The sequence below is a fragment of the Kribbella sp. NPDC054772 genome, from assembly GCF_053611945.1.
Genome location: NZ_JBSHBJ010000043.1, coordinates 1 through 23,109 on the forward strand (window position 1 = coordinate 1; position 23,109 = coordinate 23,109).

22 protein-coding genes are annotated in these 23,109 nt (G+C 70.0%); 9 read left to right on the forward strand and 13 right to left on the reverse strand.

From position 1 onward, the window contains the following. Positions 1-125: 125 nt before the first annotated feature. The 4 genes from ACWGID_RS37740 to ACWGID_RS37755 all read right to left on the reverse strand — a co-directional run bounded on the left by ACWGID_RS37740 (position 126) and on the right by ACWGID_RS37755 (position 3,835). Positions 126-1,628 carry a hypothetical protein gene (locus tag ACWGID_RS37740; protein WP_452204164.1) on the reverse strand — a complete coding sequence of 501 codons (1,503 nt, stop codon included), beginning with the start codon at positions 1,626-1,628 and terminating at the stop codon, positions 126-128. A gap of 231 nt (positions 1,629-1,859) precedes the next feature. Beyond that, positions 1,860-2,105 carry a hypothetical protein gene (locus ACWGID_RS37745; protein ID WP_452204165.1) on the reverse strand — a complete coding sequence of 82 codons (246 nt, stop codon included), beginning with the start codon at positions 2,103-2,105 and terminating at the stop codon, positions 1,860-1,862. Between the two features lie 117 nt (positions 2,106-2,222). Continuing rightward, the gene (locus ACWGID_RS37750; protein ID WP_452204166.1) at positions 2,223-3,059 is read right to left on the reverse strand and encodes a DUF4097 family beta strand repeat-containing protein; all 837 of its coding nucleotides are present in this window, start codon (positions 3,057-3,059) and stop codon (positions 2,223-2,225) included. Then, complete coding sequence (locus tag ACWGID_RS37755) at positions 3,056-3,835, reverse strand: hypothetical protein (RefSeq protein WP_452204167.1); 780 nt, start codon at positions 3,833-3,835, stop codon at positions 3,056-3,058. Before ACWGID_RS37755 ends, ACWGID_RS37750 begins: the two co-directional genes overlap by 4 nt. Before the next feature lie 111 nt (positions 3,836-3,946). Here ACWGID_RS37755 and ACWGID_RS37760 point away from each other — a divergent pair, with 111 nt between their 5' ends. From ACWGID_RS37760 to ACWGID_RS37770, 3 genes are all read left to right on the forward strand, one after another. After that, positions 3,947-4,741, forward strand: coding sequence for an SDR family NAD(P)-dependent oxidoreductase (locus ACWGID_RS37760; RefSeq protein WP_452204168.1), 795 nt, complete (start codon positions 3,947-3,949; stop codon positions 4,739-4,741). 194 nt (positions 4,742-4,935) lie between these two features. Continuing rightward, positions 4,936-7,368: a hypothetical protein gene (locus tag ACWGID_RS37765; protein ID WP_452204169.1), complete on the forward strand. Its 2,433-nt coding sequence runs from the start codon at positions 4,936-4,938 to the stop codon at positions 7,366-7,368. A gap of 129 nt (positions 7,369-7,497) precedes the next feature. Beyond that, positions 7,498-9,984 (forward strand): polysaccharide lyase family 8 super-sandwich domain-containing protein, encoded by a 2,487-nt coding sequence (locus ACWGID_RS37770; RefSeq protein WP_452204170.1) that lies wholly within the window; start codon positions 7,498-7,500, stop codon positions 9,982-9,984. On the opposite strand, the gene ACWGID_RS37775 is transcribed toward ACWGID_RS37770, so the two are convergent. The 4 genes from ACWGID_RS37775 to ACWGID_RS37790 are packed head-to-tail and all read right to left on the reverse strand — an operon-like array spanning position 9,962 to position 11,722. Next, the gene (locus ACWGID_RS37775) at positions 9,962-10,453 is read right to left on the reverse strand and encodes a MarR family winged helix-turn-helix transcriptional regulator (protein WP_452204171.1); all 492 of its coding nucleotides are present in this window, start codon (positions 10,451-10,453) and stop codon (positions 9,962-9,964) included. The genes ACWGID_RS37770 and ACWGID_RS37775 overlap by 23 nt on opposite strands. Then, positions 10,450-11,049, reverse strand: a complete 600-nt coding sequence (locus ACWGID_RS37780) for a DJ-1/PfpI family protein (RefSeq protein WP_452204172.1) — start codon at positions 11,047-11,049, stop codon at positions 10,450-10,452. Before ACWGID_RS37780 ends, ACWGID_RS37775 begins: the two co-directional genes overlap by 4 nt. A gap of 50 nt (positions 11,050-11,099) precedes the next feature. After that, positions 11,100-11,489: a type II toxin-antitoxin system VapC family toxin gene (locus ACWGID_RS37785; protein ID WP_452204173.1), complete on the reverse strand. Its 390-nt coding sequence runs from the start codon at positions 11,487-11,489 to the stop codon at positions 11,100-11,102. Then, positions 11,489-11,722, reverse strand: coding sequence for a hypothetical protein (locus ACWGID_RS37790; protein ID WP_452204174.1), 234 nt, complete (start codon positions 11,720-11,722; stop codon positions 11,489-11,491). The genes ACWGID_RS37785 and ACWGID_RS37790 overlap by 1 nt, the downstream gene beginning before the upstream one ends. An 89-nt stretch (positions 11,723-11,811) precedes the next feature. Between ACWGID_RS37790 and ACWGID_RS37795 the strand changes: the two genes are divergently transcribed. After that, positions 11,812-12,132, forward strand: coding sequence for an N-acetyltransferase family protein (locus ACWGID_RS37795; protein WP_452204175.1), 321 nt, complete (start codon positions 11,812-11,814; stop codon positions 12,130-12,132). Here ACWGID_RS37795 and ACWGID_RS37800 read toward each other — a convergent pair. The 4 genes from ACWGID_RS37800 to ACWGID_RS37815 are packed head-to-tail and all read right to left on the reverse strand — an operon-like array spanning position 12,099 to position 16,028. Next, entirely contained in the window at positions 12,099-13,280 is a 1,182-nt protein-coding gene (locus tag ACWGID_RS37800) for an MFS transporter (RefSeq protein ID WP_452204176.1), read from the reverse strand. The two genes, ACWGID_RS37795 and ACWGID_RS37800, sit on opposite strands and share 34 nt — an antisense overlap. Next, complete coding sequence (locus tag ACWGID_RS37805) at positions 13,277-14,308, reverse strand: DNA polymerase III subunit beta family protein (RefSeq protein ID WP_452204177.1); 1,032 nt, start codon at positions 14,306-14,308, stop codon at positions 13,277-13,279. Before ACWGID_RS37805 ends, ACWGID_RS37800 begins: the two co-directional genes overlap by 4 nt. A gap of 34 nt (positions 14,309-14,342) precedes the next feature. Then, positions 14,343-14,861, reverse strand: a complete 519-nt coding sequence (locus ACWGID_RS37810; RefSeq protein ID WP_452204178.1) for an AAA family ATPase — start codon at positions 14,859-14,861, stop codon at positions 14,343-14,345. A gap of 15 nt (positions 14,862-14,876) precedes the next feature. Beyond that, on the reverse strand, positions 14,877-16,028 hold the full coding sequence (locus ACWGID_RS37815) for an anhydro-N-acetylmuramic acid kinase (protein WP_452204179.1): 1,152 nt from the start codon (positions 16,026-16,028) through the stop codon (positions 14,877-14,879). 253 nt (positions 16,029-16,281) lie between these two features. On the opposite strand from ACWGID_RS37815, the gene ACWGID_RS37820 reads away from it, so the two are divergent. Continuing rightward, positions 16,282-17,214 (forward strand): endo-beta-N-acetylglucosaminidase H, encoded by a 933-nt coding sequence (locus ACWGID_RS37820; RefSeq protein ID WP_452204180.1) that lies wholly within the window; start codon positions 16,282-16,284, stop codon positions 17,212-17,214. On the opposite strand, the gene ACWGID_RS37825 is transcribed toward ACWGID_RS37820, so the two are convergent. Then, complete coding sequence (locus tag ACWGID_RS37825) at positions 17,211-17,729, reverse strand: histidine phosphatase family protein (RefSeq protein WP_452204181.1); 519 nt, start codon at positions 17,727-17,729, stop codon at positions 17,211-17,213. The two genes, ACWGID_RS37820 and ACWGID_RS37825, sit on opposite strands and share 4 nt — an antisense overlap. An 83-nt stretch (positions 17,730-17,812) precedes the next feature. Between ACWGID_RS37825 and ACWGID_RS37830 the strand changes: the two genes are divergently transcribed. The 4 genes from ACWGID_RS37830 (at position 17,813) to ACWGID_RS37845 (ending at position 23,048) form a co-directional block, all read left to right on the forward strand. Beyond that, a complete protein-coding gene (locus ACWGID_RS37830; protein ID WP_452204182.1) occupies positions 17,813-19,681 on the forward strand; it encodes an acyl-CoA dehydrogenase in 1,869 nt (622 codons plus the stop codon). Positions 19,682-19,942: 261 nt separating this feature from the next. After that, positions 19,943-21,187 (forward strand): hypothetical protein, encoded by a 1,245-nt coding sequence (locus ACWGID_RS37835; protein ID WP_452204183.1) that lies wholly within the window; start codon positions 19,943-19,945, stop codon positions 21,185-21,187. After that, positions 21,184-21,828: a hypothetical protein gene (locus ACWGID_RS37840; protein WP_452204184.1), complete on the forward strand. Its 645-nt coding sequence runs from the start codon at positions 21,184-21,186 to the stop codon at positions 21,826-21,828. The genes ACWGID_RS37835 and ACWGID_RS37840 overlap by 4 nt, the downstream gene beginning before the upstream one ends. Beyond that, on the forward strand, positions 21,825-23,048 hold the full coding sequence (locus tag ACWGID_RS37845) for a hypothetical protein (RefSeq protein WP_452204185.1): 1,224 nt from the start codon (positions 21,825-21,827) through the stop codon (positions 23,046-23,048). The genes ACWGID_RS37840 and ACWGID_RS37845 overlap by 4 nt, the downstream gene beginning before the upstream one ends. Positions 23,049-23,109: the final 61 nt, after the last annotated feature.

Here is a 23,109-nt window from a genome sequence, read left to right on the forward strand (position 1 = left end):
CCACCAACCTCAACAGGCCGGCCAACTCCTCCGAAAACGACACGGTCCCCGCAACTCCTCAAATCGAGGTGTTGCGAGGACCGCATGAACCCGCCGAATGGCGGGGGCCTTTCTGCTGCTCACACTCAGGCAGTCGGCTTCAGGTAGACGCAGATGGTCTCGACGCTCAACGTGCTGCCGGTGGCGCCCGTCGGAGCCTGCGAGTAGACACCGCCGTACGGCGACACCGCGTCCGGCGACCCCTGCGTGCCGTTGTACTCGCTCATGTCGCTGCCGCCCGGGGTCGAACCGTCCGACGGCGAGTCGCTGTCGGACGGCGTGTCACCGGAACTCGGGGAGTCGCTGTCCGAGGGCGTGCTGCCGGCGGACGGGCTGCTCTCGCTCGGGCCACCGGACGGGCTCGCGCCCGGCAGGTCCTGGCCGGTCTTGCCGTCCAGCAGCACGCCCTGCTTCTCGGTCTGGACGTACACGACCCCGTGGAACGCAGCGGTCACGCTCGGTACGACGCGCCCGCCGGTCAGACTGGTCCAGCCCCAGGCCTTCTTGCCGGTGGTGTCGTCGAACCCGACGATCTCCTGCGGGCCGGTGGGCTGGGCCTCCCGGCAGGCGATCGAGCTCACCTGGTCCCAGACGCAGCTGTAGCCACCGGAATCGCGCGCGGTCAGTCCGGGCGCCGACTTCACCACGGCGCCGGTCGCCAGGTCGACCGAGTAGAACGAACCGACCTCCTCGGACCCGTAGGTGCCTTCCTTGGTCACCGTGCCATAGAAGTAGGCGTGCTTCGTGCCGCCGGCGATCTCGCTCAGGGAGACGCCTTTCAGCGGGATCTGCTTGGTGATCTTGCCGCTCGCACCGTCCGCGATCAGGACCGTCCCGTCGTCGCTCGACCGGCCGTCCGTCGACTTGGCACCGGCGACGACACCGCCGTGCACAGCAGCCGCGAGGACGCCCGGGATGACCGTCGCCTTCTTCGTCTTGGGGTCTGCGAACACCGTCTTGCCGCCACTCGCGCTGACGCCGATCGCGACCTGGCCGGTCTCCGGGTCGAACCGCAGATTCCGCAGGCTCGGCGTACCGGCCGCGACCGCACCGGTCCCGTCCACGGTGCTCACCGGTGCGGAGACCTCGGCGACCTTCTGCCCGGAGTCCACGTCGATCCATTGGACCAGCACCAGGCCCTGCGGCTTCTGCGTGCCGTTGCCCTTGTCGGACTGGCCGTAGGCGACGATCGCGACGTCCTTGCCGTCGAGCTTGACGCCGACCGGCTCGGTCGCGTCGCTGACGGTCGTGGTCTCCGCCGCGGTCGACTTCATCGTCCAGGACTTGCTCGGGTCGGCGACGTTGTTGCCGATCAGCCCGTCGTAGTGGCCGATCAGGGCCACCGGGCCGACCATGCCCAGCTTCGCCTCGTCGTACATCTCCCGGGTCTTGATCTTCTCCACCGGGAACGCCGCCGCGGCGGTGAAGGCCTTGGGCGGGTCGAAGGACGGGACGCTCGGTGCGGTCGGCGTGGGCGAACTGTTGGAACTGCCGCCGTTGTTGTCGGAGCCCGAATCGGACTTCTTGTCGCCGCCGCCGCAGCCGGCCACCAGGATCAGGGCGGCGGTGACGGCTGTGGTTGCCACCATCGGGCGCAACATCGTTGGTTTCTCTCCCCAAGTCGACCGAGAATGATCGACTGAACGCTAGCAGTGTCCATGGGTCCGCCCGGCAGTTATCCACAGGCATTGCACGAAGCTGCAGCGACCGGGGAATCGGTCAGCGGGTCCTGGTCCCCAGATCGACCAGACCGAGACGCTGCAGCACTGCACAGAGCGCGGCGGCCGCGCCGTTCATCGGTACGCCGGTCAGTACGCCGTTCATCGGACGATCGAGAGCCCGGTACCGCGATGACGCGGCTGCGGCTCGGTCAAGGCCCGGGTGGCGGGCTCGGCCAGCCGGCGGGAGGCCGGCTCCAGCCGGTCGGCCAGCCGGCGCAGCGCGCTCGCCAGCCCCTCGCGCGGACTGTTCCGGGTAGAGCGGTCGTGCCGCTGGGCCCTGGCCTCGGCGGCGCGCAGCTGCTCGGCGACGCGGTAGCGGGCGATTTCCTGGTGTTCGGTGATCATGGTCGTTTCCCCTCGCGTAATCCCCGTGGTGTGGTGGTTTTCGGCAATGCTTCGCCCAGGTCCCGCCCGCCAGTGGCGGGACCTTGGTGCAGGTCGTGCGTGGTGTGGGTTGTTGCGTCAGACCTTGACGACGGTGATGTCACCGGACACGGTCCGGGCCCGCAGCATCAGGGCGCGCTCACCCTCGTCCGGCTTCTGCCCGGGCTCGAGGTCGCACCGGATCCGCCCGGTGACCGTCTTCAGGTCGAGGTACGTCGGCAGTCCGTCGGGCACCCCGACCTGGACGTCGCCGCGGGCCGTCTCGGCCTGGACGCTCGGTCCGTCGGCGATCTCGACCTTGACGTCGCCGGAACCGGAGGTGGCGACCGAGTGGTCGCGGATCCGCTCGATGGTGATGTCCCCCGAGCCGACTTTGACCGAGGTGGGACCGGCGGCGTCGCCGATCGTGACGTCACCCGAGCCGGTGCTCAGGCCGAGCGCGTCGCCGGCCTCCTCGATGTCGATCGAGCCGGAGCCGGTGCTGGCCCGGACCGCGCCCTCGGCCGCCTCCACCTTGACGTCCCCGCTGCCGGTGTTGACGCCGAGCTCGCGCTCGACCCGGGACAGCCGGACGTCGCCGGAACCGGTGGACAGCCGGGCCGCCCCCAGCGGTACGTCGGAGGTGATGTCGCCGGACCCGGTCTTGATCCGGGCGTCGAGCACCGCGGAGGTCGCGATCCGCACCTGGATCTCCGGGCCGCGGCGGACGTTCCGCGGGCTCTCGATGACGAGCTCGCCGTCGACGACCTCGAAGATCACGCCCTCGTCGTCGCCCTCGACCTCCATGGCGACCGCCGTGCCCTCGTGATCGGGGCTCGGCCCGATCACGACCAGGCCCGACCCGATCTCGATCCGGACCCGGTCGATCCGCTCGTTCTCGTCGTCGTTGAACTGGGTCGCGCTGCGCTCGCTCATTCCGCCCATCCCGTCACTCGCTGGCCTGGGCCGTGGCCGCCCCGTCGCCGGTCCTTGTCTTCGCGCTTGCGGTCCTTGTCCTCGCGGCGGCGGTCCTTGTCCTCACGGCGCCGGTCGCGCTCCCAGCGGCCGCGGTCCGGCCCGAAGACGCCCTCCTCGCCGAACGGGCCGTTCGGACCGAACACGCCGTTCGGGCCGAAGACGCCGTCGGGGCCGAGCGGGCCGTTCGGACCCAGCGGGCCCTCCGGACCGAACACCGGTCCGCGCGGTGGGCGCGGGGGCCGCGGCGGGCGCGGGCCACCCCGGCGGCCGCGCTCGCTGAGCTCGGTCATCACGGTGCGCATCAGCCAGGCGTTCGAGGAGATGCCCTCGGCGTTCGCGGCCTCGTCCACCTTGTTCTTGATCGACATCGGCAGCCGCAGCGTGATCCGGGCGGTCGGCTCGTCGGCGTCCAGCACGAACTCCGCGGCCACCTCCGCCTCGTCCTCGTCGTCGATGTCGTCGTCGATGTCGTCCGGACCGGTCAGCTGGCTGGGTGCCGGCGTGACCACGAACTCCGGGCGGCCACCGGCCATCCGGAGCTCGACCGAGCCCGGGGACAGCTCGCGGCTGATCTCCCCGGCGGCGTCGGACAGGGCTGAGATGAGGGCCAGGCGGCCCGCGTCATCCAGCGTGGCCCCGAGGCGCTGGGCCACGGAGCGAGTCTGCTCGTCGGCCAGGGCGGTGGCGTTCTCGACGCTCCGCCGCACCGACTCGAGGTAGTGGTCAAGTTCCATGACAACAAGCATGACGTCATGATGACGTCACTGTCAACCCCTGCTGATGTCATGGTGGCGGCAAAGGCACAATGAGGTGCAGTCACACCAGCAGGATCGACAGGAGGAACGATGTCCCGAGGAGTACTTGTCACCGGCGCGTCCCGTGGGGTCGGGGCGGCCGCGGCGCGGGCGTTCGCGCGGGCCGGCGACCGGGTCGTACTGCACTGCCGCGGCGCCGTCGACCGCGCCGAACAGATCCGCGCCGAGCTACCGGGAGACGGCCACGCGGTGGTCGCGGCGGACCTCGGCGATTCGGCCGCAATCCCTGCCCTGGTTGACGAATCGGCCGCCGCGCTGGGGCGCATCGACGTCCTGGTGAACAACGCCGCGATGTTCGTCGACGAGCCGGTCGCGGGTTCCCGTCGCGTCGGTCACCCGCTGGCGGAGACGGCGTACGACGAATGGGTCGCGACGTGGCGCCGTACGCTGGCCGTCAATCTCGAAGGGGCCGCGCACGTCACCTGGTGCGTCGCGCGGCAGATGCTCGACCGGGAGCCCGCGGACGGCGTACGGCGGGGCGCGATCGTCAACGTGGGGTCGCGGGGAGCGTTCCGTGGTGAGCCCGACGTCCCGGCGTACGGCGCCTCGAAGGCGGGGCTGCACTCGCTCGGGCAGTCGCTGGCGGCATCGCTGGCGCCTCATGACATCACGGTGACGTCAATCGCTCCCGGGTTCATCGCCACCGACATGACCGAAGCGTTCCTCGACGGCCCCGACGGCGACGCGATCCGCGCCCAGAGCCCGTTCGACCGGGTCGCCACCGCCGAGGAGGTCGGAAACGCGATCTACTGGCTGGCCTCACCCGAGGCGAACTGGGCGAGCGGCGCCGTCCTCGACTTCAACGGCGCGTCGTACCTCCACTGAGCCGCACCGCAGTCGCTCCTGGGTGAGGTAAGGGGCGACGGGGCCGTAACAGATCCTTGTTGGGTCAGTTATTCAGTGACAACGGGTAAGCATCCGGACACCGTTTCGGCACTGAAGAGGGGTCCGGACTGCAGCGCCCGCCTGTCCGGTGCACCCGTCCGTCGCCGGGCTCGTCGTACAACGGGAGCCTCTTCATGCGTTTCGCCCGCATCACCCTGGGCCTGCTGCTCGCCCTGGCCGGCCTGGTGGCCACCGTGGCCGGAGCAGTCGCCGCCTTCTGGATCGTCGGCCCGGACAACACCGTCACGACCCCCAGCCGTGAGCTCGCGAGCGACGGTCTCGCGGTCGTCACCGCCCCGACGCTGCTCGACCGGCACGGCCCGACGCTGCACGTCACCGCGTCCGGCGACAAGCCGCTGTTCATCGGCGTCGGGCAGGACCTGGACGTCCGCGACTACCTCTCGGGAGCCGCGCACACCCGCGTGATCCGTTTCGATCCGCCGGACGCGTTCGGCACCCAGGACATGCGCGGCGGCAACCGCAAGCTGACGCCGCCCGGCCAGCTCGACTGGTGGGTCGCGCAGTCCGCGCCTGGCTCGCAGTCGATCAGCTGGCCGCTGCAGGACGGGCCGTACTCCGTCGTCGTGATGAACGCCGACGGTACGCCGGCCGTCGGCGCGCAGGTCAGTTTCGGGATCCAGGTCCACCGCCTGTTCGGCATCTGCCTGCTGGTGCTGGGCGCCGGCGTGCTGATCCTCGCCCTCGGCCTCGCGCTGATGTTCCGCCGCCGCACTCGAGCGACCGCCACCGCCGACGAGCCCGACACCCTCGAGATCCCGGTCGCCGCGACCTCCCGCATCCCGGTCCTGGTCGCCGCCGAGGACCGCGCACCGGCGTACGACGCCTCCGCCTTCGCCCCGGACCGCGTGAGCCCGTTCGCCCCCGACCGCGTCAGCCCCTTCGCCCCGGACCGGGTCGGCGCGTTCGCCCCGGAGCGCGCCGAGCCGACGCCGGCTGAGACCGCGCCCGAGTCCACGCCGGCTGCAGCAATCGCAACCGAGCCCGCGCAGGCGGCAGCTGCGACCGAGTCCACGTCGGCTGCGGCAGCCGCGCCCGAGCTCACGCCGGCTACGGCGGCCGCGACCGAGCCGACGCCTGCCGAATCGACGCCTGCCGAATCGACGCCTGCCCAAGCTGCTCAGGTCGAGCCCGCCCGGCCCGCCACCGCCCAGCCCACAACAGCCCGTCCCGGCACCGCCCGCCCGGCGACGGCCCGGCCCACGCCTCTCGTCCGGCCGACGCCGACGGCTCTCCCCGCGGCGCCGATGTTCATGTCGGCCGCCGCCGTCGCCCGGGCCAAGTCCAAGTCCCGGGTCCTCATCGGCGCCGGCGCCGCCCACCACCACGACGAACCCACCCGCCCGGCCCCGCTGCACGACCGCGCCGCCACCCCCCGGCCGACCCGCAACGAACCGACCACCCAGAAGCCCACGCGGACGCCGACCCCCCAGAACCCCACGCCGACCGCCCAGAACCCCACGCCCGCCGCCGAGAACCCCGCGCCGGCCGTCAACAAGCCCGCCGACGAGGCGACTGTCCCGCTCGCGGCCTCGCCGGAGTTCGAGAAGAGCGACGAGGCCGTACGCCGGACCGCCGCCCTGCTCGCCAGTGGCGCACTGTTGCTGACGGCCACGAGCTGCGGACTGGTCCCGCCGAAGAACACCCTGACCGCAGCGGACAGCCGCCCGGCGGTGACCTTGGCAGACGCCCAGTCCGTCGTCCAGCGGTACAACCAGGTCAACAACCAGGCGAACAAAACCCGCGACGGCAACCTCGCGCAGACGGTCGAGGGCAACCCGACCCTCGCGCAGACCCAGGCCGGTTTCGCGATCGGGCGGAAGCTCGACGTGGCCGGCAAAGACGTCTCGAAGCCGTTCACCTACACCGACCCGGAGATCGGTGCGCCGCAGTTCGCGTCGTACCCGATGCGGTTCGTGGTCAGCTCGGGCATCTCGAACGCGCCGGGCAGCCGTCAGCTCGGCGTCTGGCAGCGCGAGAACGCGGGCAGCCCGTGGCTGCTGACGCACTCGGTCTACCCGTCGAAGTCGGTCCAGCTCCCGTCCGTGGACGGCCTGCGTACGCCCGACGCCGCCGACCTGGACAACCTCCAGCTGCGGCCCGAGGCGGTCGCGAAGGACCTGGCGACGTACCTGAGCGGTGGTGCGCAGGCGGCGCAGGCGAAGCTGTTCACGCCGTCCCCCAGCGTGTCGAAGCTGCTCCAGGTGCGCGCCGCGTCGAAGGCGAACGACACCGCGGAGCCGTACATCGCGAGCGTGACCGACACCTTCGCGACGAGCGGCGCCCCGCTGATCTTCATCACGTCGAACGGCGACGCGCTGGTCTTCCTGTCGCTCACCGAGCAGTACCTGCAGCGCGTCGAGCCGGGCTCGAACGCATTCTGGACGAGCGGCGAGGCGACCGCGTTCAGCAACATGGTCAAGTACACCCAGACCCTGCACCAGGACTACCTCCATCAGGCCGCCGTGGTCATCCCGGCGAAGTCGAGCAGCGGCCCGGTCCGCGTCCTCTCGATCGACCCCCAGCTCGTCGGCGCCGGCGGCGCCTGAACGGCCTGCGGGACCGGAGCCGCCCGGCCACCGGGCGGCTCAGAAGTCGGCGGTAAGCGCTTGTCGAAGGATAGTTCCGGCTGATTGACTTCCACAGTTAGGTTTTTCCCATCCGCCCGGGAGCCCGCTGTGGAACTGTCACGTCGCCGTCTGCTGTCCTTCGTCCCCGCCACCGCCCTGCTGACCGCGGTCAACCCGGCCCCCGCTGCACGCGCCGCCTCAGGTGCCGCCTCAGTCGCCACGGCCGCAGGCCCCGGTCAGCTACTCGCCAACACGATCGCGATCTACGCCGGTACGGCGGAGTCGAACGCGCGCCCCGAAGTCGCCGCGAAGGTCACCGCGATCGACAACACGGCCCGCACCTGGCTGGCCGCACTCGACCGCGCGGGCACCGGCGAACTCTTCGCCGGCCTGCCGCTCGGAACCAGCGATCCGAATCTGAGCTCGTCGTACCAGCACCTCTACGAGATCGCCCTGGCCTACCGCCGGCCGGGGCCCGCGTCCGACTTGCAGGGCAACGAGCAGGTGCGAACGCGGATCGCCGAGAAGCTGGTCTGGTTGCACGACAACTACTACGGCGACCAGTCCAAGGGGTACTACGGCAACTGGTTCACCTGGGAGATCGGCATCTCGACGTACGTGTCGAAGACGCTCGCCCTGATCACCCCTGGCACCGACACCGGCACCGACCTGATCACGCGGTACGTCGCCTCGATGGACGCGTACCTGCGCAACGGGAAGGACGGCGACGTCGACCTCGACTCGCGCTTCCACACCGGCGCCAACCTGGTCGACATCACCGCGAACCGGGTCCTGCAGGGCGCACTGCTGAACGACGACGCGCGGATCCGCAAGGCGCTGCAGGACCAGTTCACCGTCTTCGCGACCGTCGACCCGTACAACCTGCAACACGGCGTCACCGACGGGTACTACGCCGACGGCTCGTTCATCCAGCACGCGTCGGTCGCGTACACCGGCTCCTACGGGAAAGGCCTGCTCAGCCGGGTCGTCCAGACCATCAAGGTGCTCGACGGGACGGAGTACGCGCAGAGCGACGACCTGGTCGGCGTGGTGCAGGGCTGGGTCGAGCACGGGTTCGCGCCGCTGATCTTCGAGGGCTGGATGATGGAGATCGTCAAGGGCCGCGCGGTCTCCCGGACGGCCACCGGGTACGACGATGTCGCGGTGATCGTGGAGGCGGTCGTCGACCTCGCCGACTACGCGACCGGCGCGGACGCGACGCGGTTGAAGGCGTTCGCGAAGTTCACCGCCCGGCCGACGATCAACGTGAACAGCTTCGCGTCGCCGGTCAGCATCGGTAGGTTCGCGGACCTGAAGGCCGACGCCTCGATCGTCCCGGCCGACCTGAACCCGGCCGCTGCCAGTACGGCGTTCAACGCGATGGACCGCACCGTGCACCGACGGCCCGGCTACGCGTTCGCACTCGCGCGGAACTCGTCGCGGATCAGCAAATACGAGTACATGAGCGGCGAGAACCTGATGCCGTGGTTCCAGGGCGACGGCGCGCACTACCTCTACCTCGCCGGCCAGGACCAGACGCAGTCGTTCGGCGTCGACTACTTCACCACGGTCTCGCCGTACGCGCTGGCCGGGGTGACGGCGCCGGTCGAGACGCGCAAGTCGATCCCGGAGCTGTACGGGACGCAGTACTACGACAACGCGGCGCTGGGCTTCACGGCCTCGTCGGAGTCGCAGAACACGTACGTCTACTTCCCGACCGGGACGAATGCGTACTCCGGTGGCGCGACGCTGGACGCGTACGGCGCGGTCGGGTGGGTGCAGTCGGACGACTTCGCCTACGCGTCGCGCGCCGAACTGCCGGACAACTTCGTGGTCTACAAGAACGCGTCGTCCACCAAGTCCTGGTTCCTGCTCGACGACGAGATCGTGGTCATGGCGGCCGGTGTCGGCGATGCGACGCGGGCCGTGACGACGACGCTCGATACGCGGATCGCCGCGGCTTCGGATGCGGTCGACGTACAGCAGGACAAGCGGTGGGTTCGGTACACCAACGGCGCGCTGTCGATGGGGTACTACCTCCTGCAGCCGACACAGGTCTCGGCCGATCTGCAGACGGTCACCCGGAGCCGACGGGTGATCCGCGCGTCCAACCCGGACACCGCGGTGACCAAGCAGGTCTTCGGCCTGACCGTCACCCAACCAGCGGGTACGACGGGGTCACTGGCCTACACCTTGGTGCCCAACGCAACGGAATCTGCGCTGCGTTCCTACGCGCACGGACGGATCAAACTGCTCTCGAACACCGTGAAAATGCAGGCGATCCAGCATCTCGGCCTGCGTCTGACGGCGGCGAACACGTTCACCGCAGGCACGCACCACCTGCCCAGTCTCGCGATCGACGGACCGGCTTCGGTGCTCGTCCGGCGCGAGAAGTCGAGTGTGCAGGTCGCGGTCTCCGATCCCACCACGAGTCGGGACACGGTCACGGTCAACCTGTGGGCGCAGTACCTGAAGCCGGCGACGCCGACACCTGGCGTGCAGGTGACGCGGACGGCGACCGGTACGCGGCTGGAGTTCAGCACGCGGCACACCTACGGGAGGAGTCTGGCGATCACGCTTCTTCCAGCGTGGTGATCAGGGTCTGCATCGTCGCGAGCGTCGTCTGAAGGTCGTCGAGGTCGACCGACGTGGCGAGCTCGGAGGTCCACGGGTGCTGGGCGACCGCGATCTTGCGGATCGCCCAGTAACCGGCCTCGGTACAGGCGAGCAGCTTCGCGCGCCGGTGCGCCGGGTTCGGCCGGTACTCCGCGAGGCCGCGCTCCACCAGCAGGTCCGCGATCCGCTGCACCCCCTGCCGGCTGACGCCCATGATCCGGCCGACGTCGGCGACCGACCGCGGTTCGTCCAGTACGCCGCCGAGCACCTGCCACCACGCCGCGGTGATTCCACCGTTCGCCGCCAAACCCTGCGCGGCCTCCATCAGCCGCGCGTTCAGCCGGAAGGTGGCGAGCACGACGTCCGTCAGCAGCGCGCCACCCTCCGACTGTTTGCCGGGCTTCGGCCAGTCCTCCCGCGGTGGGACGGGCTCGGCGGGATCAGTCATCCGACCAGCGTGGCGTAAGCGGCTGGGTCGGCGCGATGGAACACGCCCTCGTACGCCTCCAGCTTCGCCTCGTCCGCGAGCTCGAGCCGCTGCAGCACCGCCCGCGCGAACTGCACCGGCGAGTCCGGACCGGCCGTGATCAGATCGCCGCCGACGACCGCGCGCGCCTCGACGTACCGGCCGGAGCCCTGGTACCCGGTCGCCTGCAGGTACTCCTTGGCCGCACTCGTGTGGTCCCGATCGTCCAGCAGTCCGGCCTGCGCCAGCCCCGCCGTTGCGCCACAGATCGCCGCGACCGGCACGCCCGCGTCCAGGAACTGCCCCGCCAGCTTCGCGAACACCTCGCTGCCACCGTTGTCCCATTGCCCCGACCCCGCGAGCACCAGCAGATCCCCCGCATCCGGCGCGACATCCGCGACCGTGACGTCCGGCACGATCCGCATCCCACCCATGCTCACCACCGACTCGAGCGACTCCCCCACCGTCACCACAGTCCACGGCACCCCGGTGAACCGCCCGGTCCGCAACTCCACCAGAAGATGCCCGATCTCCCAGTCCGCCCACGTCTCGTACACCGCCACATACGCTGTCCTCATAGACAACATACTGTCATCCCGACAACATACTGTCAATAACCCAGGGGGGGTCAGGCGGGCGCGTCGACAGCCAGTCCGGCCGTTCGGGCGGCATCCGCGAGGCGCTTGTCGTAGGTGACGAACGAGGTCAGCGGCTGGATCCGCAGAGCGGTCGCCAGGTGGATGGCGTCGAGGCTTCGCACGGTCGCCGGCCGCACAGTCTGCGCGAGAATCCGAGTCCCCGAGTCCAGCTCCAGCAGGTCAGTCAGGTCCAGGACTCTCGCCAGCCGCGTCACCGCTTGCGGAGCATGCCGTGCGAGCGCCCGCGTGGACTCGATCTCCGCAAGAACCGAACTCACCCAATCGATCTCCGCCCGCTCATCGAGCCAGTGGCGCAAGGCGTCCGACTCGGCCTCGGCGTGCACCAGCTTCACGATCGCCGCCGAGTCGAGGTAGATCATCAGCGCTCGCCGTCGCGATCCCGGGAGAGCTCGGCCGCGACGTCGACGCCGTCCGGCTCCCCGAGCGGCATCCGAAGGACCGCGCGCCGCAACTCGGCGGCACGCTCGCGGCGCATGGCGGCCTCGAGCACCGCCCGCCTGATGACCGCCGACCGCGAGCCACCGCCATGGGTCAGCACCGCCAGCGCATGCTCTGTCTCCGCATCCGAGCGGATCGTGATCGTGTCTGCCATGGAACCATCGTAAGACACTTTGTCTTACACCCCAAGGCTCCACCGAAAATCACCTGCGCGCGTGGGCGGTCCGCTGGGAAGGTGGCGAGATGGGTGTGCGTGAGCTGACGTTGGGTGACTGGGGGCGGTTGTGGCCGTTGTTGGAGGGGTTTGGGATTGAGTTCGGAGAGGGCGAGTCGCGGGGGTACTTCGAGGAGTTGGTGGGTGATCCGCGGTGGGTGGCCCTCGGGTACGACGACGGTGGCGAGCTGATCGGGTACGCCGCTGTGCAGGACTACGGGACGCACCTGCGCGCGGGTCGACGGCATCAAGGTCGGTTGCATGACTTGTACGTGCTGCCCGAGCGACGGCGTACCGGGGTGGGGCGGGCACCCGACTACCCCACCTTCGACATCGAGTTCCCCAGGTAGTTCCTGTCCAGCCGGAGCAGGGAGAGGCCGGCGAGGGCGGTGGCGCCGGCGGCGAGGGTCAGGGCGTGGTGGATGTCGAGGGTCGCGAGCAGGTTGGTGGAGGCGATCAGGGGGACGGTTTGCGCGAGGGACAGGAGGGACTGCAGGCGGGTGAGGTGTGATCGCGGCGTACCGCGGACGAACACCGGCGCGAGGTGTGAGGTGAAGAGGCCGACGCCGAGGCCTTGGACGACAGTTGCGGTGACTGCGAACGGGATCGATGGGGCGAGCGTGAGGGCGCCGATGCCTGCCGCGGCGAGGACGCAGCCGAGACCGCCCGCGACACCAGGACGGTCGAACGTCCCGAAGCGAGCGACGAGAACCGTCACGAGCAACCCGCCGCACACGTTGCCGGCGACAACGAACCCCGCCTGACCGGCCGTCCAGTCGTGCGACCGAGCCAGCAGCGGGACGCACAACGACGTAACCGGGAGGACAAAGGCAGCGACGAGTGCGACGACCGCGAGGATCACCCGAAGCACGGGATCGCCAACGGCGAGGCGCAGTCCGTCCAGGGCGGAACGCAGTACCGGGGCGGCAGGTTGCGGAGTCACGTCGTACGGCGGTTTGAGCATGAGCAGCACGACGAACTGGACGGCGAAGGTCAGGCCGTCGAGTGTGAGCGCGCCGACCAGCCCCACCGTCGCGACGAGCAGCCCGCTGAGCGGTCCGCCGGCGAGCGTGATGACCTGAGTGGCCGACGTACGGATAGCCATTGCCCGGGGCAACTGATCGTCCGTGACGAACAGGCGCGGCAGGGCCCCGGCGGCGGGCAGGGCGAACGCGTCGACGGTCCCGACCACGACCGACGTCGTCAGCAACAGACCGGCCGAGACGCCGCGGACACCGACGGCCGCGGCGAGCATGAAGCAGCAGGTGCCGACGATCGCGGTACAGGCAAGGAGTAGACGGCGCGGCCCGATGCGGTCGCCCAGGACGCCGCCGAGCACCAGGAGTACGGCGCGCGGCAGGGTGAACCCGGTCAGTACCAGCGCGGCGACGTGCGGGCCGATGCCCGTCGCCGCCCAACCGAGCGCGAAGAACAGCGCGGTGTCGCCGAGTACCGAGAGTGTGGAGCCTGCGAGCCAGCCGTAGTACGACCGGTTCACCCGTCCAGCCGGACAGGCATGACGAGCGTGGTGAACGTACCTTGGTCGGCCGACCGCACCACGACCGGACGGTCCTGCGCGCAGATCTCGAGCAGCACGTCCGGACCGACACTCGCCTCCAGCGCGGCGGCGAGCAGACTCGCGGTGAACCCGATCCGCACCGGCGCCGACCCGACCGCGTCGAGCTTCACCTCGTCACCGATCCGCAGCGCGTCGGTGTCGATGTCGAAGGCAACGACGTCCCGCCCGGCCAGCGCGTCCAGCAACCCCGCGCGATCCACTGCGACCCGGCACGCCGGCGGCGTCAACCCGTCGAGGATCTGCTGGTACGCCGGAAACTCCGCCTCGACCACCGCCAACTCGCGCGCGTCGTCACCCCGCACGAGCCTGAGCGGAGCACCAGGCTCCACCTCGACCCGCACGACGTCCCCCGCCGCGGCCCACCGGCTCACGCCCGCCAACTCCTCCGCGCGAACCAGCACGCGCCCCGGCGCCCCGACGAACTCCTGCGGCCGCACCGTTCGCACCGCCAGCCGGTACCGGTCCGTGGCGACGAACGTGATCTCCTCGGGCGCGACCTCGAGCAACACGCACCCCAGCACGACCTGGAGCTCGTCCTCAGTACTGGCCGAGGAGGCGGCCGGCGCCACCTGCCGGATCGCGCTGGCGAACTCGGGACCGCCGAGAACCGTCGTGGTTCGGTGGGCTACGAGCTGAGTGAGCAGACGGGTCGCGGCGGCGCGGGTGGCGGTGGACTTGGCTTCGAGGGTGCACAGATGCGCTCGGACCAGCTCGGCGACGTCGGCGGGATCGGCGTCGAGGGCCAGGCGGACGTCGGGGAGGGGCAGGTCGATCTCGCGGAGGTCCCGGAGCAGGCGGGCGCGGGGTTGCTGCGACTTGTCGTAGTACCGGTAGCCGTTCGTCGCGTCGACTTCCGCCGGCGGCAGCAGACCGCAGTCGTCGTAGAACCGCAGGGCACTCGGCGCGAGCCCAACCAGGCGCGCGAACTCACTGATCGTCAACCTCATGGGCCCGACCCTCACCCCTGTACCAACTCGAAGGTCAACTCCGGAGCCGGCCCCACAGGTTGAGGGTCTTGCCGAAGCGTTCGCCGCGGATCCAGTCCAGGATGCTCTTCGCGGACCGCTCAGGCGCCACGTCACCGCGTACCGACCGCGGTACGTGCTTGCGGATCTCCGCCGCGTCCGCGAGCGCCTCCTCGATCTGCGCCTCGGGCCAACCACGCCCGGCCAGGCGCTTGCGGCGTACCGCGTCCGGGCAGTCCAGGTGCAGCCACCGGCCCTCCGGCAGCTCGGTCGGCAGCAGCGGCGACAGCAGCAGCACCGGGATCCCGGACCGCCGGATCAGTTCGGTGATCCGCAGCCACAGCGCGTTGTACGCCGGCCAGATCGGCGCCGCCGTCGGACTCGCGATGGAGATCCCGAGCAGCCGGCCGTTGTCGTCCAGCAGCTCGTCCATGTCCATCACCACCAGGTTTCCCGGACTGAGCCGCACCAGCTCCGGCACAACCGTGGACTTCCCCGCCCCGGGCGCCCCCGTCACCACGAACAACCTCGTCACAGCTCTAGTGTGCGGTCATTGGACTGAGAGACGTCTGGGAGGCCGGGCTTCGCCGGAAATTGTCGGGAGGCCGCTGGGGCCGGGGGTGACTGAACCGAGGACGCTGGAGTGCCGCGCGCCGGTACAGCTCGGGACCGTTCCGCCGAGGCCGTGCACGGTGAGGAACCCGAGAACGGCGAACGCGTACGCCTCCTTCGCAGCCGACGGCACCCCGAGCTCGTCCGTAGTCCGGACCGGAATCTCCAGTTCGTCCGCGAGCAGATGCATCAGCACCGGGTTCTGGATCCCGCCGCCCGACGCGACCACCTCGGTCCCGCCGTACCGGCGGACCGCGTCCGCGACCGTCCGGGCCGTCAGCGTGGTCACCGTCGCGACCAGGTCCTCGGCCGGGATCTCCGGTAGCCCCTCCATCGCCCGCGCCACGTACGCGAGGTTGAAGAGCTCCTTCCCCGTCGACTTCGGCGCCGGCCGCCCGTAGTACGGCTCGGCCAGCAGCCGGGCGAGCAGCTCCTCGTGGACCTGACCGCGGGCCGCCATCACCCCGTCCGCGTCGAACGGCTGCCCGGTCAGCTCCGTCACCACCGCGTCGATCAGCGCGTTCGCCGGACCGGTGTCGAAGGCAACCGGCTCACCCTGGACGACGGTGATGTTCGCGATCCCACCCAGGTTCAGCGCCACCGGTACGCCGGGCAGCCCGCGCAACCACAGCACGTCGATGATGCTCACCAGCGGCGCCCCCTGACCACCCGCCGCCACGTCCCGCGACCGCAGGTCCGACACCACCGGTACGCCGGTCGCCTCCGCGATCCAGGCGGGCTGCCCGAGCTGCAGTGTCCCGCGGACCGAGTCACCGTCGACCCAGTGGAACATCGTCTGACCGTGCGACACGATCAGGTCGGCGTACCCACCGCAGAGCTGCTCGACCGCCTGCCGGGCGACCGCGGCGAACGCCTGCCCGATCCCGGTGTCCAGCCGGCAGACCTGCTCCATCGTCGTCGGTGCCGGCGGCAACGCACCCGCGACGGCCGTCCGCAGCTCGTCCGGGTACGGCTGGCTGAGCATCCCGAGCGGCGTCAGGACCAACTCGTCCCCGTCCAGCCGCAGGTCCGCGGCAGCGGCGTCGATCGCGTCGTACGACGTCCCGGACATCAGCCCGATCACTCGCATGTCACTCCCGCAGTTCCCGTCTCGGCCCGTCGGAGCGTCCATCTTCTTCCATCCACCGCTCCCGCGTGCAACCTTCCGCGCGGCGCCGGAGTCTGTACCGCTGGGGCGAACCCTTGACACCCGATTTCCGCCGGTCGATGATCGGTCTCGCTATACCGGTTTATCTCTCCTCGTCTCCGAGTTGATCGGTCAGGCGGGGGAGAGCTACTTAACCGATATAGACACCGCCCATCTTTGACGAGGAGTCGATCGGATGAGTTCAGAGCTCATGAAGCGAAGGACCCTGCTGTCAGCCCTGGCCGCCGGCACCGCCGCGGCCGCCACCGTTGCCGGTACCGCCGGGACCGTACTTCCGGCCACGGCCGCGAGCAAGCGCAAGCCGCGCGCCGGGAAGACCGGACCGGTCACCGTCGCGTACGTCGAGGTCAACGACCACAGCATGCTGAGCGCCGGCAAGTACACGCTGGCGAACGGCGGCGCGCAGGTGATCGACGTCGCGGTGATCTTCGCGGCGAACATCAACTACGACGGCACGAACGCGTACCTGTCCTGCAACCCGCAGGTGCAGAACGTGCTCGACAACGTCGCGACCCAGGTCCGCCCGCTGCAGCAGAAGGGCATCAAGGTCCTGCTGTCGATCCTCGGCAACCACCAGGGCGCCGGCTTCGCGAACTTCCCGACCCAGGCGGCGGCCGACGCGTTCGCGCAGCAGCTCGCCGACACGGTCAACCAGTACGGCCTGGACGGCATCGATTTCGATGACGAGTACGCGGAGTACGGCAACAACGGCACCGGCCAGCCGAACGACTTCTCGTTCGTCTACCTCGTCCAGGCGCTGCGCGCGAAGCTGCCGAACAAACTGATCACGCTCTACGACATCGGCCCGGCCGCGGACCGCCTGACCTACAACGGCCAGAGCATCGCCAACACCTTCGACTACGCCTGGAACCCGTACTACGGAACCTGGGGCGTCCCGAGCGGCCCGACCTCCAAGTCGAAGCTCTCCCCCGCAGCGATCTCGTACACCGCCACCAGCTCCAGCACCGCGGCCTCGCTCGCCCAACGCACCGTGAACGAGGGATACGGCGTCTTCCTCACCTACAACCTCACCGAGTCCGACACGTCGTCCTACATGACCGTCTTCACCCAGAAGCTCTACGGCAGCGCGACGGTCTACAGCGGTTAGAACTCGTACTCCCAGCCTGGTTGCCAGTTGAAGGGGGCAACGATCAGGTCTTCCATCGGTTGCCCGCTCCCCAGCAGGTGTTCCAGGGCCCACCTGTTGGCGGAGTGGGCGACCACGAGGACCGTCGCGTCGGCGTACCAGGTCTTGACGTCGGCGAGGAACGAACGGGTCAGCTCGACGACGTCGTCGTACGACTGGCCGCCTGGAAACGGTGTGCTGACGCGCTCGACCCGAGGGTTGAGCGCGTCCACCGGCGCCCCGTTCAGCTCGCCGTAGTTGCATTCGCGCAATCGCCAGTCCTGGAGATGCGGTGCCGTCAGCCCGGCCAGTTCGACCGTCTCGACCGCCCGCAGCAGGTCCGAGCTGAACACGACGTCGACATCGCGCCGTCGCTCACCCAGCTCCCGCGCCAACTGCTGGCCGGTCACCGACAGCTCCCCGGGTAACCACCCCGTGGCGATCTCCCGCTCGTTGTCCACCGTGATCGAGTGCGTCTCGTATATCAGCCTGGTCACAGGTCACAGATAACCCCCTTTGTGTTCGTTACCGGCGGGTATATACTTAAGTTACTCGTGAGTACGATACTTAGGGGAGCCGTGTGAGCCACTACAAGTCGAATCTGCGCGACATCGAGTTCAACCTGCTCGAGGTGCTGGGCCGGGGCGAGGTGCTCGGACAGGGCCCGTACGCCGAGATGGACGTCGATACCGCCCGTGAGGTGCTCGCGGAGGTCGACCGGCTGGCCAAGCACGAGCTGGCCGCGTCCTTCGCCGACGCCGACCGCAACCCGCCGGTGTTCGACGCCGAGGCCCACGAGGTCCGGATGCCCGAGGCGTTCAAGAAGAGCTACCACGCCTACATGGACGCCGAGTGGTTCAAGCTCGAGCTGCCGGCCGAGCTGGGCGGCCAGCCGACCCCGCCGTCGCTGCGCTGGGCCGCCGCCGAGCTGGTGCTGGGCTCCAACCCGCCGGTGCACATGTACGCCGCCGGCCCGAACTTCGCGCACGTGCTCTGGCGCAACGGCACCGAGCGGGACAAGTTGATCGCGCACCACATCATCGAGCGCGGCTGGGGCGCCACCATGGTGCTGACCGAGCCGGACGCCGGCTCCGACGTCGGCGCCGGCCGCACGAAGGCCACGCTGCAGGAGGACGGCAGCTGGCACATCGAGGGCGTCAAGCGGTTCATCACCTCGGGCGAGCACGACATGACCGAGAACATCGTGCACCTGGTGCTGGCCCGCCCGCAGGGCATCGAGGGTGTCGGCGGTCCGGGGACGAAGGGCCTCAGCCTGTTCGTGGTCCCGAAGTACGACTTCGACCTCGAGACCGGTGAGCTGACCGGTGAGCGCAACGGCGCCTTCGTCACGAACGTCGAGAAGAAGATGGGTATCAAGGTCTCGACCACCTGCGAGATCACCTTCGGCGACAGCAACATCGGCGGCCCGGCGAAGGGCTGGCTGCTCGGCGAGGTGCACGACGGCATCGCGCAGATGTTCCAGGTCATCGAGTACGCCCGGATGATGGTCGGCACCAAGGCCATCGCCACACTGTCCACCGGCTACCTGAACGCGCTCGAGTACGCGAAGGAGCGGGTCCAGGGCGCCGACCTGACCCAGCCGGCCAAGGACGCGCCGCGGGTCACGATCACCCATCACCCCGACGTCCGCCGGTCGCTGCTGACCCAGAAGGCGTACGCCGAGGCGCTGCGCGCACTGGTGCTCTTCACCGCGACGTACCAGGACCGGGCCGAGCAGGCGCGGTACGCCGGTGAGCACGACGATCTCGCCGAGCGGGTCAACGACCTGCTGCTGCCGCTGGTCAAGGGCTACGGCTCGGAGAAGTCCTGGACGCTGCTCGGCACCGAGTCACTGCAGACGTTCGGCGGGTCCGGCTTCCTGCAGGACTACCCGATCGAGCAGTACGTGCGGGACGCGAAGATCGACACCCTCTACGAGGGCACGACCGCGATCCAGGGCCAGGACCTGTTCTTCCGGAAGATCATCAAGGACCAGGGCAAGGCCCTCGGCCATCTCGCCGAGCAGGTGCAGGCGTTCGTCGCCTCCGAGGCGGGCAACGGCCGGCTGAAGGAGGAGCGCGCGCTGCTCGCGAAGGGCCTCGAGGACACCCAGAAGATCCTGGGCATCATGGGGCAGGCCCTGATGGCCAGCAACCCTCAGGCGGAGAACGGCGACCCGCGAAACATCTACAAGGTCGGACTGAACACCTCGCGGCTGCTGTTCGTGCTCGGTGACGTGGTCTGCTCGTGGCTGATGCTCCGCCAGGCCGACGTCGCGCTGGAGCGGCTCGGCGGCGAGCTTTCGGCCGCTGACCAGGACTTCTACACCGGCAAGGTGGCCGCGGCGCAGTGGTTCGTGCGCTCCACGATGCCGTCGGTGCGGGCCGAGCGGGTCAAGGCCGAGCTCACCGATCTCGACGTGATGGACCTGCCCGAGTCCGCGTTCTGAGCTCCTCCGGCTCGGGCGCTTGCGCGGCTCGAGCCGGAGGTTCACCCCCGCGGGGCAGATTGATCTGCCCCGGGTTGCCCCGCGATCTGCCCTGTTGCGGACCGGGGATGTACGGCAACGTTTCTGCCCTGCAACACCGTGACCCTGGCTTGGTTTCCCCTGTCCGAGCCAGGGTCGCGTCTATTCCGGTGCCGGAACCAGCCGAGAGGATGCCGCGTCCATGTGAACGTGCCCGAACCCGGTCGTCGTACGCTGTGCGCGATGCGCGCTCGTCTCTGCACCGCCCTGCTCGCCGCCCTGGCGTTCCTTCCGGCGTCCCTTCTGGCGCTTCCTGCCCAGGCCGCGCCGGCCGAGACCCCCGAGCTGCCCGACCGGATCGCCGCGGCCTGGCGCACCGACCACCTGTCCGTCGACGAGCGGCTGCGCGCGTCGATGCCGAAGACCGAGACCGACCGGATCCGCGCCGCGATCAAGACCGCCGGCCTCCCGGTGTACGTCGCGCTCATCCCGCAGTCGCCGTACCTGAAGAAGAACGGGTACGACCTGCCGACGTTGCTGCACGCACGGATCGGGCAGCCGGGGGTGTACATCGTCGCGGTGGTGTCCGACAACTACTGGTCGGACCGCGCAGAGCTGTTCCGGCCGGCCGGGCTGCGCGGGCGTGACCTGTACAGCGTCCGCTCCGACGACCCGCAGGACCGCGACATCGTCAGCGAGCGTCCGGCGCCGTCGATCGTGCGGACGATCCAGCAGGCGTCGACGGCGTACGACGGTCGGGCGCTGCCGCCGATCCCGAAGTCCGACCTCGACCCGCCGCGCGAGGAGCGGGGGATGTCCGTGACGGACAAGTCGGACCGGGCCGCGTTCATCGGGATGGGCGTCGGCGGGGTGCTCGGGTTCCTCCTGGTGCTGCTGATCGGGCTGCGCCGGCGCCGGCCGGCGAAGCGCACCAAGAAGCAGTCCGGTGACGAGCCGCCGATCGAGGCGTGGGACGTGCAACTCAAGGCCGACGGCAAGATCGAGCAGGCCGAGCGCGCGCTCGCACGGCTCGACAAGCGCCGGAAGAAGTCGACCGAGCAACTGGACCAGCGCGACGACGCGTACCGCCGGCTGGACGCGGCGCGCACCCTGCGCGCGGACCAGCCGGACGACGTGCTCGCGTCGGCGGGGGCGCTCGTACTCGCCCGCCAGGCCGAGCGGGTCGCGTCCGGCGCGGCCCTGCAGCCGCCGTGCTTCTTCGACCCGACCCACAACCCCGGCACGGCCGAGGTCGAGTGGTCGGACGACGTCGAGGTCCCCGCGTGTCAGCAGTGTGCGGGCGTCGTACGCCGGAAGGGGACGCCGCGCGGTCTACGGGTGTGGTCCAAGTCCGGGTTGCGCGGCCGTAAGCAGGTGCCGTACTGGACGCTCGACCCGGAGGAGAACCCGATGGTCGCGAGCGGCTTCGGCGCGCTGTCGGACGACCTGCCCGAGCGGATCGCGGCCCGGAAGGAGGACGCCCGATGAAACGGCTCCTGCTCTTGCTGACGGCAACCGCCTTCCTGCTGACCGGGACGGCGTCGGCCGCCACGCCGGCGGATCCCCGGCTCACCGCCGCGGTGGCGGCCTGGAAGACCGGCCACGTGTACGTCGACCCGGACTTCGCCTCGATTGCCGACAGCAACGAGATGGAACGGGTCGCCGCGGACGCGAAGCTGCCGGTGTACGTCGCCGTCGTACCGACCGGCGAATGGTTCCCGGAGAAGGACGACGCCGAGCTGCTCGCCGGCCGGCTGGCCGCCGCGAACGGCAAGCCCGGCGTGTACGTCGTGATGGACGAGTACACGTCGCACGGTGAGGCGAACAACATCGCGGCGTACGCACCGAACAGCACCTGGGCGGACAAGGACGAGACGCTCAGCAAACAGCTCGCGGCGTACCTCGACGAGGTGGAGCTCAACGACCGCTACACGGCGAAACCGGCCCGGACGGAGCCGATCCCGGAAGAGCCGGAACGGTCGTACCCCGAGGAGAAGTTCACCCCGGGCAAGGCGATCCGGAACGGGCTCGGTGGGGTCGCGTTCGGGATGTTCGGCGGCGCGATCCTCGGTGGACTCGTGCTGGTGGTGGCGGCAGTGACCGCCCGACGACGGGGAGGACAGGCGTGAAGGCCCGGTTTCTTGTGATCAGCCTGGTGGCGGCCCTGACGATGCTGGTCGTCGCCCCGGCCGAGGCGGCGACCCCGGCGGACCGGGCGCGGGCGATCGCGACCGCGTTGAAGAAGGACCCGCTGTACATCGACCCGGCGTATGCGACCGCCCTGCCGCAGAAGCTGCGCGCCGACGTGTCCGCGAAGGCGAAGGCGCTCGGGTACCCGGTGTACACGATCATCCTGCCGCTGACGCCGAGCGACGAGTTCCAGGGCGAGGAGAGCACCGTGCTCACCCTCGTCATGGACGCGCTCCGGCAGCCCGGCCTGTACGTCGTGGTGGACGGCGGCAGCCGCTTCCCCTGGTACGAGACGCGGGACCTGCCGCAGGTCAGCGAGGACAAGCTGTCCGCGTCGCGGTCGCGCGCACTCGACGACGAGGGGTACGACGCAGGGCCGACCGAGGTACTCGCCCGGATGTACGAGTTGCTCGCGCAGCCCGGGATCCCGAAGACGTCGAAACGTCCGGGCACGGTGTCGTCCGGCCGTTCGGACCGCTCCGACTCCGACGAGGGCGGGCACGGGACGGTCGTCGCGGTCTCGATCGTCGGCGGGCTGGTCGTACTGATCCTGCTCGGGCTCGTCATCGGGCGCCGTCGGGGTTCGTCGTCGTCGAAGACGTTCCGCATCCCGCCGCACGTGGCCGCGACCGTGGCCGCCGAGCGGCGCCGCCGGCTCACTCGCGACACCACCGCGGAGCTCACGACACTCGGCTCCGAGCTCGCCGCACTGCCGTCGACCGACGGGCCCGGGCTGCGACACCAGCAGGCCGCGCTCGACGACCACGCCGCCGCGTCCAAGGTCCTGGACTCGTCGACCGAGCTCGTCGATCTGGTCGGCGCAATGGTCCTGCTGGACAAGGCCCGGCGCGAGTACGACGCGGCTGTCGCGACAGCGGCCGGGCGCAACGCGAACGCCGTACCGGATTTGTGTGCTTTCAACCCGTTGCACGGTCGGGCATTGGCGAAGGCCACGCAGGTGGAGGCGGATGGCACGACCGTCACCCTGCCGCTGTGCGCCGAGTGCCGGCGAGCACTGAAGCGCGGCGCTGCGCCGGCGTCGCTACCCGGCAAGGACGGGCCCTACTGGTACGACGACTCGCTCTGGGCGCGGACCTTCTTCGGCACGACCGGCGACGACCTCGCCGAGGCGGTCTCCCGGGGTGAGCTGAGCAGGTGATGTCCCTGGTGTCCCTGAGCGCCGGTCAGGGGCACCTCGGGGGATCTGCCTGATCCTGGCG